The organism is Pseudomonas sp. B35(2017), from assembly GCF_002113645.1.
Lineage (GTDB): Bacteria > Pseudomonadota > Gammaproteobacteria > Pseudomonadales > Pseudomonadaceae > Aquipseudomonas > Aquipseudomonas ekonensis.
This window is the reverse complement of sequence record NZ_NEIZ01000002.1, coordinates 504,057-516,216: the sequence shown is the minus strand read 5'-3', so window position 1 is coordinate 516,216 and position 12,160 is coordinate 504,057. Positions and strand designations below refer to the sequence as shown.

Annotated in this window: 13 protein-coding genes; 1 reads left to right on the top strand and 12 read right to left on the bottom strand. The window is 67.5% G+C overall.

What is annotated here, in order from left to right; translation table 11 throughout:
* Positions 1-4 precede the first annotated feature (4 nt).
* The 12 genes from CAG41_RS05945 to CAG41_RS05890 all read right to left on the bottom strand — a co-directional run bounded on the left by CAG41_RS05945 (position 5) and on the right by CAG41_RS05890 (position 11,470).
* Complete coding sequence (locus CAG41_RS05945; protein WP_085578129.1) at positions 5-604, bottom strand: nucleotidyltransferase family protein; 600 nt, start codon at positions 602-604, stop codon at positions 5-7.
* The gene (locus CAG41_RS05940; protein ID WP_085706782.1) at positions 601-1,581 is read right to left on the bottom strand and encodes an XdhC family protein; all 981 of its coding nucleotides are present in this window, start codon (positions 1,579-1,581) and stop codon (positions 601-603) included. The genes CAG41_RS05945 and CAG41_RS05940 overlap by 4 nt, the downstream gene beginning before the upstream one ends.
* Positions 1,581-3,902, bottom strand: coding sequence for a xanthine dehydrogenase family protein molybdopterin-binding subunit (locus CAG41_RS05935; RefSeq protein ID WP_085706781.1), 2,322 nt, complete (start codon positions 3,900-3,902; stop codon positions 1,581-1,583). Before CAG41_RS05935 ends, CAG41_RS05940 begins: the two co-directional genes overlap by 1 nt.
* Positions 3,899-4,369, bottom strand: a complete 471-nt coding sequence (locus CAG41_RS05930; protein WP_085578132.1) for a (2Fe-2S)-binding protein — start codon at positions 4,367-4,369, stop codon at positions 3,899-3,901. The genes CAG41_RS05935 and CAG41_RS05930 overlap by 4 nt, the downstream gene beginning before the upstream one ends.
* Before the next feature lie 246 nt (positions 4,370-4,615).
* On the bottom strand, positions 4,616-5,635 hold the full coding sequence (gene murB / locus CAG41_RS05925) for a UDP-N-acetylmuramate dehydrogenase (protein WP_085578133.1): 1,020 nt from the start codon (positions 5,633-5,635) through the stop codon (positions 4,616-4,618).
* Complete coding sequence (locus CAG41_RS05920) at positions 5,632-6,096, bottom strand: low molecular weight protein-tyrosine-phosphatase (protein WP_085578134.1); 465 nt, start codon at positions 6,094-6,096, stop codon at positions 5,632-5,634. Before CAG41_RS05920 ends, murB begins: the two co-directional genes overlap by 4 nt.
* Positions 6,096-6,860, bottom strand: a complete 765-nt coding sequence (kdsB, locus tag CAG41_RS05915) for a 3-deoxy-manno-octulosonate cytidylyltransferase (protein WP_085636719.1) — start codon at positions 6,858-6,860, stop codon at positions 6,096-6,098. The genes CAG41_RS05920 and kdsB overlap by 1 nt, the downstream gene beginning before the upstream one ends.
* Positions 6,857-7,042 (bottom strand): Trm112 family protein, encoded by a 186-nt coding sequence (locus CAG41_RS05910; RefSeq protein ID WP_085578288.1) that lies wholly within the window; start codon positions 7,040-7,042, stop codon positions 6,857-6,859. Before CAG41_RS05910 ends, kdsB begins: the two co-directional genes overlap by 4 nt.
* A gap of 24 nt (positions 7,043-7,066) precedes the next feature.
* Positions 7,067-8,077 carry a tetraacyldisaccharide 4'-kinase gene (gene lpxK, locus CAG41_RS05905; protein WP_085706780.1) on the bottom strand — a complete coding sequence of 337 codons (1,011 nt, stop codon included), beginning with the start codon at positions 8,075-8,077 and terminating at the stop codon, positions 7,067-7,069.
* Entirely contained in the window at positions 8,077-8,505 is a 429-nt protein-coding gene (locus tag CAG41_RS05900) for a biopolymer transporter ExbD (protein ID WP_085578137.1), read from the bottom strand. The genes lpxK and CAG41_RS05900 overlap by 1 nt, the downstream gene beginning before the upstream one ends.
* On the bottom strand, positions 8,502-9,137 hold the full coding sequence (locus CAG41_RS05895) for a MotA/TolQ/ExbB proton channel family protein (RefSeq protein ID WP_170929931.1): 636 nt from the start codon (positions 9,135-9,137) through the stop codon (positions 8,502-8,504). The genes CAG41_RS05900 and CAG41_RS05895 overlap by 4 nt, the downstream gene beginning before the upstream one ends.
* An 89-nt stretch (positions 9,138-9,226) precedes the next feature.
* The gene (locus CAG41_RS05890; protein ID WP_085706779.1) at positions 9,227-11,470 is read right to left on the bottom strand and encodes a DNA internalization-related competence protein ComEC/Rec2; all 2,244 of its coding nucleotides are present in this window, start codon (positions 11,468-11,470) and stop codon (positions 9,227-9,229) included.
* A 136-nt stretch (positions 11,471-11,606) separates the two neighbouring features.
* Between CAG41_RS05890 and CAG41_RS05885 the strand changes: the two genes are divergently transcribed.
* On the top strand, positions 11,607-12,125 hold the full coding sequence (locus CAG41_RS05885) for a DUF2062 domain-containing protein (RefSeq protein WP_085629673.1): 519 nt from the start codon (positions 11,607-11,609) through the stop codon (positions 12,123-12,125).
* The last annotated feature ends 35 nt before the right edge of the window (positions 12,126-12,160 follow it).

The following is a 12,160-nucleotide window of genomic DNA, read 5'->3' as shown; positions in this document are numbered from 1 at the left end:
CACGTCAGGATGGCGTGAAAAGCAGCGCCTGCGGCACATCGATGTCCCATAACACCCCGGGATCATCCACCGCCACCTCCACCACCATCCGCCCTTGCTCAAACAGCCGCCTGGCGCCCCGATCGCCGGACAGCGCCTGCAACTTCGGCCCGAACGCGTGGCCAAATCCGACCGGATGCCCGAACTCGCCGTTGAACACCGGCACACTGACGCCATCGTCAGCGACGGCAGCCACCACCTGCTCAATGCTGGACGGCAGGATGAACGGCATGTCGCCCAGCACAATCAGCCAGCCGTCCAGATCAGGACATGCCGCAACCCCCGCCGCAATACTGTCGCCCATTCCGGTGGACTCGATCGAGACGATGTCACAACCATACGCCTGCGCCATGCGCATGGCCTGCGGGCGCGCTTCGGTGGTCACCAGCACGCGCCTGTCGAGTTCAGCCGGCAGATTCACCAGCACCTGTTCGATCACCGAGCGCACCGCGCCGTCACGCCCGGTGCAATCGGCCAGCAGCTTGTCCTTGTCGGCCCCCGCCACTTCGCGAAACCGTCTGCCCTCGCCTGCCGCGAGCACAATCACGCCGATGGATCGACTCATACGCTCTCCATTGCCTCTTTCTGTTTCTGCCCGGCACCGTTTTTCAACGCCACGATTTCCGCCAGCAACGACAAGGCGATCTCCGCCGGGGAATGGCTGCCGATGGGCAGGCCGATCGGCCCGTGCAAGCGGGCGATGGCCTGTTCCGACAAGCCTAGCTCAGCCAGGTTGTCGCGCCGCTTGCGGCTGTTGACCCGCGAGCCGAGGGCGCCGACGTAAAACGCCCTGGAGTCGAGCGCCGTGAGCAACGCCATATCATCGAGGCGCGGGTCGTGGGTCAGCGCCACAATCGCCGTGCGTTCGTCGGCCTGGATGCTCAGCACGGCGTCGTCCGGCATGCCGGGGACGAACCGCCCGTGCAGCGCTTCCCAATCCTGCACGAACTCCGTGCGTGGATCGCAGATCAGCACCTCGAAATCCAGCAGCCGTGCCATCTCGGCCACATAACGCGACAGTTGCCCGGCGCCGATCAACAACAGCCGCCAGCGCGGGCCGTAGATGGCGCGCAGGATCCGGCCGTCGAAGGTCAGCGAATCCTGCTTGCCGGCCGCCTGCAACGTCACCTCACCCGTCTCGACATTCAGCGTCCGGGCGACGATTTCGTGGTCATCGCAACGGGCGATCAGCTCGGCGACCCAGGCCGGATCACCGACCCGCTCCTCGGTCAGGCGCAAGGTACCGCCGCAAGGCAGGCCGAAGCGCGCCGCCTCCTCCTGGGTCACGCCATAGGTGATCAACTGCACCGGCGGCCCGTCGGCAGGGATCCGGCCGTCGTGCAGACGGGCGATCAGATCGTCCTCGACACAACCGCCGGACACCGAACCGATCACCACGCCATCCTCACGCAGCGCCAGCATCGCGCCAGGCGCCCGGGGCGCGGTGCCCCAGGTCTGCACCACGCTGAACAGCACCACCCGCTGCCCGGCGCGGCGCCACTGGAGCACGCTGCGCAGGACGTTGAGATCGACGCTGTCCATCACGCCTGCGCCTTTTGCCAGCCCTGCAACTGGTAGCGCACCGGCAGGCTGCGGATCCGCTGGCCGGTGGCAGCGAAGATCGCGTTGCACAGCGCCGGCGCAATCGGCGGCACGCCCGGTTCGCCGACGCCGCCCAGCGGCACGTCGCCCGGCGGCGTGACCAGGTGCACCGCGACCTCCTTCGGCGCCAGGGACATGCGCGCCACTTCATACATATGGAAGTTGTCCTGCTGCACCTTGCCGTCCTTGAAGCTGATTTCGCCCCACACGGCATTGCCCAGCCCCATCACACAGGCGCCCTCGAACTGCGAACGGATGCGCTCGGGGTTGATCTGCGGCCCGCAGTCCACGGCGATGTCGGCCTTGTGCACGATCAGCGTGCCGTCGTCCTTGACCTCGACTTCGATCACCGCCGCCACGTAGGTGACGAAGCTGTAATGCACCGCCAACCCCAGCCCGCGCCCTTTCGGCAGCTTGCGGCCCCAGCCGGCGGCCTTGGCTGCTGTCTCCAGCACGGTGCGCATGCGCCCGGTGTCGATCGGATAGCGCTCCGGGGATTCGCCGTAGTTCCACTCTTCGCTCAGGGTGCGCGGGTCGATCTGCCGATCCGGGCCGAGCAGCCGGATCTGGTACTTGAGCGGATCCTCACCGGCCCTGTGCGCCAGCTCATCGACGAAGCTCTGGATCGCGAAGCCATGGGGAATGTTGGACACCGAGCGGTACCAGCCCACCCGGGTGTGCACGGCGGCTTCGGGGTTCTCCAGGCGAACGTTGGGGATCGCGTACGCCATGTTGGTGAAGCCCATGCCCAGCTCGAACGCCGCCTCGTGGTTCATGCCCGGCGCGAACAGCGCGCTGATGCTCGGCGCCACCGTGCGATGCAGCCAGGCGGACGGCAGGCCGTCCTTGCCCACGCCGGCCTTGAGGTACTCGGCGGAGACGGTGTGGAAATACGAATGGTGGATGTCGTCTTCCCGCGTCCACTGCACCCGCACCGCCTTGCCGGGGAATTCCTTGGCCAGGATCGCGGCTTCGATCACGAAGTCCGGCTTGGACTTGCGGCCGAAGCCGCCGCCCAGCAGGGTGACGTTGAAGGTGACGTTGTCGAACGGCAGGCCCAGACGCTCGGCGATCCGCTCGCGGGTGACCTGGGGCGCCTGGCTTGGCGCCCAGGCTTCGCAGGTGCCGTCCTCGTAGCGGGCGACGGCGACCATCGGCTCCATCGGCGCCTGCGCCAGGTGCGGCAGGTAATAGGAGGCGTCCAGGGTGCCGGCGGCTGCGGCGATGGCCTTGTCGACGTCGCCGGTGTTGCGCACCACTTTGCCCGGCTTCAGCGAAGCGGCTTCCAGCGTCTTGCGGTAGGCCACCGAGTCGTAGCTGGCGTTGGGCCCGTCGTCCCACTCGATCTTCAGGGCTTCGCGGCCCTTGAGCGCCGCCCACGTGTTGCTGGCCACCACCGCCACGCCGCCCAGCGGCTGGAACTCCGAAGGCAGCGGACGGCCGTCGATCCGGATGACCTTGAGCACCCCCGGCACTTTCAGTGCGGCGCTGTCGTCCACCGAGCGGACCGTGCCGCCATACACTGCCGGCCGGGCGATGACGGCGAACAGCATGCCGTCGAAATGCACGTCGGCCCCGTACACGGCACGTCCGTTGACGATGTCGGCGCCGTCGATGGCCTTGGTGCCTTCCTTGCCGATGTAGCGGAACTCCGACGGCTGCTTGAGTCGCAGGCCGTCACGGGCCGGCACCGCCAACGCACTGGCGGCGGCAGCGAGTTCGCCATAGCCCAGCTCGCGCCCGGACGGTTTGTGAATGACCTTGTGCAGTTGCGCATGGCATTCGCTCACAGGCACCTTCCACTGGGCGGCGGCCGCCTGTTCGAGCATGGTGCGGGCGGCGGCGCCGCAACGGCGCATCGGCTCGTACCAGTGGCGCATGCTGCGCGAACCGTCGGTGTCCTGGTTGCCGAAACGCACCTCGTCACCGGGCGCCTGCTGCACTTTCACATGGGCCCAGTCGGCTTCCAGTTCGTCGGCGACCACCAGGGACAGGCTGGTGCGCACGCCCTGGCCCATTTCCGAACGGTTGCACACCACCGTCACCGTGCCGTCGGCGGCGATGCTGACGTAGACCTTCGGGTCGTCCACCCAGCCGTTGGGCATGCCGTCGGCGCCGAACTGCTTGGGCTTGTCCTCGGCCAAAGCGTCCTGCCAGCCCCAGCTCGCCGCCAGCACCAGGGCGCCGGTCGCGCCGACGCCTTTGAGAAAGCCCCGGCGGCTGAGGTTGCTCAGGGCGAAATCGTTGGGTAGACGGCTCATGCCTTGGCCTCCTTCAGGTGGGTGGACGCCTGGCGGATGGCGGTCTTGATCCGGTTGTAGGTGCCGCAACGGCAAATGTTGCCGACCATCGCCTCTTCGATCTGCTCGTCGCTAGGGTTCGGGTTTACCTTGAGCAACGCGGTGGCGGACATGATCTGCCCGCCCTGGCAGTAACCGCACTGGGCCACGGCGGTGTCGAGCCAGGCCTGCTGGACGATCCGGCCCACCGGGTCGGCATGCAGGTTGTCGAGGGTGGTCACGTCCTGCCCGGCCACCGAACCGATCGGCGTGATGCAACTGCGGGCCGGCGAACCGTCGATATGGATGGTGCATGCACCGCACAGGCCCATGCCGCAGCCGAACTTGGTGCCGTTGTAGCCGGCGACGTCACGGATCGCCCACAGCAGCGGCATGTCTTCGCCGACATCGAGTTGATGGTCTTGACCGTTGAGTTTCAGGGTAATCATGGGCACGCCCGCATATTCATGGAGGTTATGGGGTCGAGCAATCTGCCGCCGCAGGCACGGCGGTGGTTCGTGCAGATCGACTCAGGCTAATGCGGCTCTCTTGTGCCGACGGCGTACGTCTGCACCGGGCCTTTGGTGAAGCAAATGACTCGTATCGTTAGCTCGCTAAGTTAACCCAGCATTAACAAAAAAGCCCTGCACCGGTGTCCGGTGCAGGGCTTTGGGCCGGGCCTTGGAAGCGTAGCCTCAATACCGGTTGGGCTCCATTTCCAGCTCGACATTGAAACGTTCCGCAATGTCTTTCTGGATGCGTTGCGCCAGGTCGAACAGTTGCAGCCCGGTGGCCGCGCCGTAGTTGACCAGCACCAGGGCCTGGAGCTTGTGCACCCCCGCGTCGCCCTCGCGGAACCCCTTCCACCCGGCCCGCTCGATCAGCCAACCGGCGGCCAGCTTCACCTGACCGTCCGCCTGCGGATAAGCCACCAGGTCCGGGTGCTGCGCCTTGATCTGCGCCGCCGTGTGCGCCGGCACCAGCGGGTTCTTGAAGAAACTGCCGGCATTGCCGAGCACCGCCGGATCCGGCAGTTTCTCGCTGCGGATGCTGCAGATGGCGCGGCTCACGTCGCTGGGGGTCGGCTGCTCGATGCCCTGTTCGGTCAGGCGCTGACGCACCGGCCCGTATTCCAGATGCAGATGGGCCGCCCGGTTCAGGTTGAAGCGCACCCGCAGGATCAGCCAGCGACCAGGGTGCTGCTTGAACACGCTGTCGCGGTAGGCGAACCCGCACTCCGCCAGCGTGAAATCGCGCAACGCTCCGGTCTGGCGATCCAGCGCCGTCAGGCCGGCGAACACGTCCTTGATCTCGACGCCATAGGCGCCGATGTTCTGCATCGGCGCCGCCCCGACGGTGCCGGGGATCAGGCTGAGGTTCTCAAGGCCCGACAGGCCCAGCGCCAGCGTGTGCTGCACGAACGGATGCCACGGCTCCCCGGCCTCGGCTTCCAGCACCACACGGTCGCCGTCGTCGCCGACCACCCGGATCCCGCGGCTGACCATGCGCAGCACCAGCGCCGGCACATCCGCCGTCAGCAACAGGTTGCTGCCGCCGCCGATCACCAGCAGCGGCACGTCCTGCTGCGCCGCATAAGCCAGCGCGTCACGCACATCGGCATCGTTGCGGGCTTCGGCGAACAGCTGCGCCCGCACGTCCACGCCAAAGGTATTGAACGGCTTCAGGGAAACCTGCGGTTGCACCGACAGACTCATAGCCGCCCCTTCACTTCGATCAGCAGTTGGTCGCAGGCGCGCTCGATCAGATCCAGCACTTGCTCGAACCCTTGATCGCCGTCGTAGTACGGATCCGGCACTTCATCGACCTCACCTTCGTAGCGGCGCAGGAACAGATCCAGTTCGGCCTTACCGGTAGACGGCTGCATCGCCTTGAGGTTGCGCAGGTTGCTGTTGTCCATGGCCAGGATCAGGTCGTAGCTGGCGAAGTCGGCCCGACTGACCTGCTGCGCCCGTTGGGCCGACAGGTCATAGCCGCGCAGCTTCGCCGCCGCCTGGCTGCGCTTGTCCGGCGGATTGCCGACGTGCCAGTCGCCGGTGCCGGCGGAGGCTACTTCGACCTGCCCCGCCAGCCCCGCTTCGCGCAGCTTGTGGCGCAGCACGCCTTCGGCGGTGGGCGAGCGGCAGATGTTGCCCAGACACACGAACAGAACGCGCATCAGGCCTCCAGCAGGCGACGGACGCGCTCGAGGTCTTCGGCGGTGTCGACCCCCGTCGGCGGTGCGATCAGCGCGTCGGCCACATGGATGCGCACGCCGTGCCACAGGGCACGCAGCTGCTCCAGGGACTCGGTGTTCTCCAGCCAGCACGGGCCCCAGTTCACGAAGTCCTGGAGGAACCCGGCGCGGTAGGCATAGATGCCGATGTGGCGGCGGTACGGCACGCCCTCCGGCAATTGCTCGCGGCTCTTGGCGAACGCATCGCGGGCCCACGGCAAGGTCGAGCGGCTGAAGGTCAGCGCCAGGCCGTTGAGGTCGCTGACGACCTTGACCACGTTGGGGTTGAACAGCGTGTCCACGTCCTCGATCGGCTCGGCCAGGGTGGCCATGCGCGCCTCGGTGTGGGCCGCGAGGTTGGCGGCCACCTGGTCGATCACGCTCGGCGGGATCAACGGCTCGTCGCCTTGCACGTTGACCACGATGGCGTCCGGCGCCAGGCCCAGTTTCGCGGCCACTTCGGCCAGGCGGTCGGTGCCGGAATTGTGGTCTTCGCGGGTCAGCACCACTTCGGCGCCAAACGCCTTGCAGGCCTCGACGATGCGCGCATCATCGGTGGCCACCACCACGCGGTCGGCGCCGCTCTTGCTCGCCTGTTCCCAGACGTGCTGGATCATCGGCTTGCCGGCGATCGGCAGCAGCGGCTTGCCCGGCAGGCGGGTGGAGGCGAAGCGCGACGGGATGACGACGGTGAACGCTGTGCTCATTTGTCCAGGCGCTCGTCGCTGGTCAGGGTGCGGGCTTCGCTTTCGAGCATCACCGGGATGCCGTCGCGGATCGGGTAGGCCAGGCCTGCGCCCTTGCTGATCAGTTCGGTCTTGTCGGCGCTGAGCTTGAGCGGGCCTTTGCAGACGGGGCACGCGAGGATGTCGAGCAGTTTGGTGTCCATGAACATTCCCTGGATGAAAACGGTTTAAGGCAAAAGCCGATCCGGCAGCAGGCGCATCAGTTGGGTGTCGAACCAGGCCACGAAGGCCGGCGACGGCACGGCATCGACCGCCAGGTACCACCAGTCGGCGGCGGCGAAGGCGCGGCACTTCACCGCGTCCTTCTCGGTCATCACCAACGGCAATGACGGCGTGAAATTCAAGGCCTGCACGCTGTACTCGGCGTGGTCGGCAAACGCATGCGGAACCGGTCGCCAGTCTAGCGCTTCGAGGGTATTGAAGAAACGTTGCGGATTGCCGATCCCGGCCACCGCGTGCAGGGCCTGGCCGGCAGGGAAATGATCCAGCGGCCGGCGTTCGCCGCTGCGCAGGTTGACCAGCGCCGTGGGTTGCAGGCGGAAGGCGAAACCGTCGTCGCGGTCGGCGGCGGCGCCGTTGTACAGCACGCCGTCGACGCTCTGCAGGCGCTCGACCGGTTCGCGCAGCGGCCCTACGGGCAGGCAGCGCCGGTTGCCCAGGCCGCGGGCGGCGTCGATCAGCACCAGCTCCAGGTCCCGGGCCAGCCGGTAATGCTGCATGCCGTCGTCGGACAGGATCAGATCCAGCGGCTCGCGCTCGAGCAAGGCTTTGACGGCAGCGCTGCGGTCGGGGTCGATCATCAGCGGCACGCCGGTGCGCCGCACGATCAGCAACGGCTCGTCGCCGGCGACGTCGGCGCCCTGATCGGCCTCGACCCGCCAAGGAAATTGCGGCGGCCGGGCGCCGTAACCGCGGCTGACCACGCCGACCCGCAGGCCGCTGCGCCGGCAGTGCTCGATCAGCCAGAGGATCATCGGCGTCTTGCCGGTGCCGCCGACCGTGATGTTGCCGACCACGACCACCGGCACCGGCGCCTGATAGATCGCGCCTTCGCCGTCCAGGAAGCGCCGGCGCTTGCCGTCGACGACGCGGCGGTACAGCCACTCCAGCGGCCGCAGCAGGCTCAGGGCCGGATGCCCCGCGTACCAGGCAGCGAGCAATCGATCGGACATGGCCATCAGGATTTGGGCGCCGCCTCGACCGTGGTCATGCGCAGATGGCTGAAACCGAGCTTGCCGGCCGCGTCCATGGCGGTGATCACCGATTGGTGCTGGGTCTTGCCGTCGGCGCTGATCGACAACGGCATGTTGGTGTCGCCGTTGGATTCCTTCTGCATGGCTTCCATCAGGGTCGCCAGATCGCTCTTCGGCAGGATCCGGTTGTTCACCGAGAACACGCCCTCGGCGTTGATGGCGACGTCCAACTGCTTGACCTGCTGGTCTTCGGCGGGCGAACCGCTGACCGCTTCCGGCAGGTCGACGCGCAGCTGGGTCTCACGGGTGAACGTGGTGGTCACGACGAAAAACAGCAGCAGGATGAACACCACGTCGATCAGCGACGCGAGGTTGATGTCGATGGTTTCCCGGGGCTTGCGACGGAACTTCACGCTTTGGCTCCGGCCAGGTCGACGTCACGGTCGCCCTGCACCACCTCGACCAGCTTGATCGCTTCCTGCTCCATGCCCACCACCAGCTCATCGATGCGCCGCTGCAGGAAACGGTGGAAGAACACCGACGGAATGCCCACCATCAGGCCCGCCGCCGTGGTGATCAACGCCTTCGAGATGCCGCCGGCCAGCACGGACGCGTTGGTGGTCATGCCGGAGCCGGTGAACGCACTGAAAATGTCGATCATGCCCAGCACCGTGCCCAAAAGGCCCAGCAGCGGAGCCATGGCGGCGATGGTGCCCAGGGCGTTGACGTAGCGCTCCAGCTCGTGGATGACCCGGGCGGCCGCCTCCTCGATGCACTCCTTCATGATCTCGCGACCGTGCTTGGAGTTGGCCAGGCCCGCCGCGAGGATCTCGCCCAGCGGCGAATTGGCGCGCAGTTCCTTGAGTTTTTCCTTGTTGAGCTGCTTGTCCTTGATCCACACCCAGACCTGGCCGAGCAGGTGCTCCGGGGTCACGCGGCTGGCCCGCAGGGTCCACAGGCGCTCGGCGACGATCGCCATGGCGGCGACGGAACTCAGAATGATCGGCAACATCATCCAGCCGCCGGATTTGACCAATTCCCACACAGTGACAGCCCCCTCGAAAAAGTGCGCCACTTTACCATACCGGTTCGCGATGACGACCCGTCGCTCCGACGACCGTGCCCTGCGGCGGCTCAACGGTGCGTCTCGGCCGGCGGCGGCGCGTCGCGCCAGAACCGTCGCTGCTGGCGCAGAGTACGGGGCGGCTGGAACCGGCCGAGCCGAAGGTGGATGGCGCCGTGCCGGGCGCTGTCGTAGACGTGGATGCCCTGATGGCGGTAACGCGCGGTCACGGTGGGGTGCGGATGGCCGAACGAATTGCCTTGCCCCCGGGAAATCAGCACGGACTCGGGACGCAAGCCCCTGAGCAACGCCATCGACGATGACGTGCGGCTGCCGTGGTGCGGCGCCTGCAGCCAGCGCACCGGCTGCGCCAACGGGCTGTCGAGCAGGGCGCGCTCGGCGGCGGCATCGATGTCGCCGGTCAGCAGCAGGCGCTCACCGGCGGCGTCGACCTGCAAGACACAAGAGCGTTGATTGCTGTCATGGGCCGCGTCCCATTGCCACAGCCGGAAACCGACGCCGTCCCACTGCCATTGCCGACCGCTGGCGCACGCCTCCGCCGTCAATCCGGCGGGAAGCCCTCCCGGATCGCCGCTCATCACCCGGCCGACCGGCAGCCCGCGCATCAGCGCCTGTGCTCCGCCGGCATGGTCGGCGTCGGCATGGCTGAGCAACAGCAGGTCCAGCCGCCCGACATCCAGTTTGCGCAGGGCCGGCAACACCACCCGCTCACCGGCATCGAAATCGCCCATGCGCGGACCGGCGTCAAACAGCAACGCGTGATGGCGAGTACGCACCAGCACCGCCAGGCCCTGCCCGACATCGAGCTGCCAGACGTCGGCCACGCCCTCGTCCAGCCGTTCCCGGGGCGGCGCCGCCAGCAGCAACAGCAACGGCCAGCCCAAGGGGCGCATCGGCACACCCCTGGGCAACAGCAGCAGAAAGGCCCCCAGCCCTCCCGCCGCCAAGACCCAGCCCGAGACCATGGCAGGCGTCCATGCCGGCCATTGCCCGGCGATCACGGCCAGACCGCGGAACAGCCCCTCGATCAGTCCGCCGGCCAGCCACAGCAGGGCTTCTCCCACCGGCGCAACCGGCAGCAGCAAGGTGCCGAGCAAGGCCGGCGGCAGCACCGCCAGACTGACCCAGGGCACCGCCAGCAGGTTGACCAGCGGCCCGCTGAGGCTGACCGGCAAGCCCAGCGCCAACAGCACCGGGCACAGCCCGAGCGCAATCAGCCATTGCGCCCGCGTCCAGGTCTGCCACCATCGCCATGGCCCCAAACGTCCGCCGAAGGTGAAGATCAGCACCGCCACCGCCGCAAACGACAGCCAGAACCCCGGGCGCAGGCTGGCCAGCGGATCCATCAGCAAAACGGCGTCGAACGCCAGCAGCAGCGGCCACCAGAGGCCCAGATGGCGAAAGCGCAGGCGCCACAGCAGCACCAGCGCGACCATCACGCAGGCGCGCCGCACCGGCACGTCGAACCCGGTCAGCAGCCCGTATCCCAGGGCCGTCGCGAACGCCAGGCCGCAGGCCCACGGCAACCAAGGCCAACGCACCGGCCACAGGCCCCACCTCGCCAGGCCGGCGACCAGCCCATAGACGACCGCCGCCAAAAGGCCGATGTGCTGGCCCGAGATCACCAATAGGTGCACGGTGCCGGTGTCCTGAAGGATCTGCCAGTCTTCGCGCGCCAGCCCCGAGCCGTCGCCCAGCACCAGCGCCGCCAGCGCGGCATTGCGGCCCTGCGCGTCCACGGCGAGCAGGCGCTGACGGACGCCGTCGCGCCAGGCCCCCTGCGCCGCCGACAACCGTTGGCCGTCCTTGACCGTGCCGGTCGCGCCGATGCGCTGCGCCAGCGACCAGGCCTCGGGGTCGAAGGCGTCGGGATTGAGCAGGCCGCCCGGGCGCTTGAGCTTCACCGCCAGCCGCCAGCGCTCGCCGCTGTTGACCGGCGGCCCGTCGTACCACGCCAGGCGCATCTTCGCCGGCAGCCGTTCATGGCGCGAACGGGCGTCGGCCAGCTCGAACCGCACCACGCCTGCGCCGTTCTGCGGCAGGCCGGTCACCCGCCCCTCGACCCAACGGGTCTCGCCCTCCAGCGCCGCCGGCAAGCGGTCGTCCAACGCCCAATGGGCGCCGAGGCCCGTCCACATGAAACCGAACAGCAGAAAAGCCAATGGATAGCTGCGAAACGGCAGCAGCATCAGCACCGCCACCGGCATCGCCCACAAAAGCCCGACCGGCGGCAAGGCCGGCAAAAAAACCGGGGCCAGCAGACCGGCTGCCAGCGCCATCATCCCTGTGCGCATACGCCCGTCCTTGAGAGTCCCGCCTTCAGGCATAGCGGATCCGGGGCCCTGGCGTCGTCAACAATTGTCACAAAGTCTGAATGGGCCGCTTCTAGAATCCAGACATACTTGCCGCCTTGACCGACCGAGAAGCCTTATGCCCCGGCGCCTATTCAAACGTTACATGCCCGATCCGACGAGCATCAGGGAACACAAGTCCTTACGCTTTCTCGGCACGTTGCTGCATGACCCCAACCTCTGGCACCTCAACCGCCACTCGGTGGCCCGCGCCATGGCGGTCGGCCTGTTCGCGGCGTTCCTGCCGATCCCGGCGCAGATGCTGGTGGCGGCCGTGCTGGCGATCATGGTGCGCGGCAACATGCCGATCGCCGTCAGCCTGGTCTGGCTGACCAACCCGATCACCATGCCGGCAGTGTTCTTCTGCACCTATCAGGCCGGCGCGTGGCTGATGGACGTTCCGGCCAGGACCCTGCCCGACGAACTGACCTGGGAATGGATCAGCGGCGAACTCTCCACCCTGTGGAAGCCGTTCCTGCTGGGGTCGGTGGTGACAGGGCTGGCGCTGGGCGCCCTCGCCTATTTCACGGTGATGATGTACTGGCGCTGGTGGGTGGCCCGGCAATGGGCGCGCCGCAAGAAGAACCGAATGCCATGAACGCAAACGGCCTCCATCACTGGAGGCCGTTTTCT

What these genes read in the sequence shown, in the direction of transcription:
- kdsB (WP_085636719.1), bottom strand. Translation starts at nt 6,860, where the DNA reads ATGAGCACAGCGTTCACCGTCGTCATCCCGTCGCGCTTCGCCTCCACC.
- CAG41_RS05945 (WP_085578129.1), bottom strand. Translation starts at nt 604, where the DNA reads ATGAGTCGATCCATCGGCGTGATTGTGCTCGCGGCAGGCGAGGGCAGA.
- murB (WP_085578133.1), bottom strand. Translation starts at nt 5,635, where the DNA reads ATGAGTCTGTCGGTGCAACCGCAGGTTTCCCTGAAGCCGTTCAATACC.
- CAG41_RS05930 (WP_085578132.1), bottom strand. Translation starts at nt 4,369, where the DNA reads ATGATTACCCTGAAACTCAACGGTCAAGACCATCAACTCGATGTCGGC.
- CAG41_RS05910 (WP_085578288.1), bottom strand. Translation starts at nt 7,042, where the DNA reads ATGGACACCAAACTGCTCGACATCCTCGCGTGCCCCGTCTGCAAAGGC.
- CAG41_RS05890 (WP_085706779.1), bottom strand. Translation starts at nt 11,470, where the DNA reads ATGCGCACAGGGATGATGGCGCTGGCAGCCGGTCTGCTGGCCCCGGTT.
- CAG41_RS05940 (WP_085706782.1), bottom strand. Translation starts at nt 1,581, where the DNA reads ATGGACAGCGTCGATCTCAACGTCCTGCGCAGCGTGCTCCAGTGGCGC.
- CAG41_RS05920 (WP_085578134.1), bottom strand. Translation starts at nt 6,096, where the DNA reads ATGCGCGTTCTGTTCGTGTGTCTGGGCAACATCTGCCGCTCGCCCACC.
- lpxK (WP_085706780.1), bottom strand. Translation starts at nt 8,077, where the DNA reads ATGGCCATGTCCGATCGATTGCTCGCTGCCTGGTACGCGGGGCATCCG.
- CAG41_RS05935 (WP_085706781.1), bottom strand. Translation starts at nt 3,902, where the DNA reads ATGAGCCGTCTACCCAACGATTTCGCCCTGAGCAACCTCAGCCGCCGG.
- CAG41_RS05885 (WP_085629673.1), top strand. Translation starts at nt 11,607, where the DNA reads ATGCCCCGGCGCCTATTCAAACGTTACATGCCCGATCCGACGAGCATC.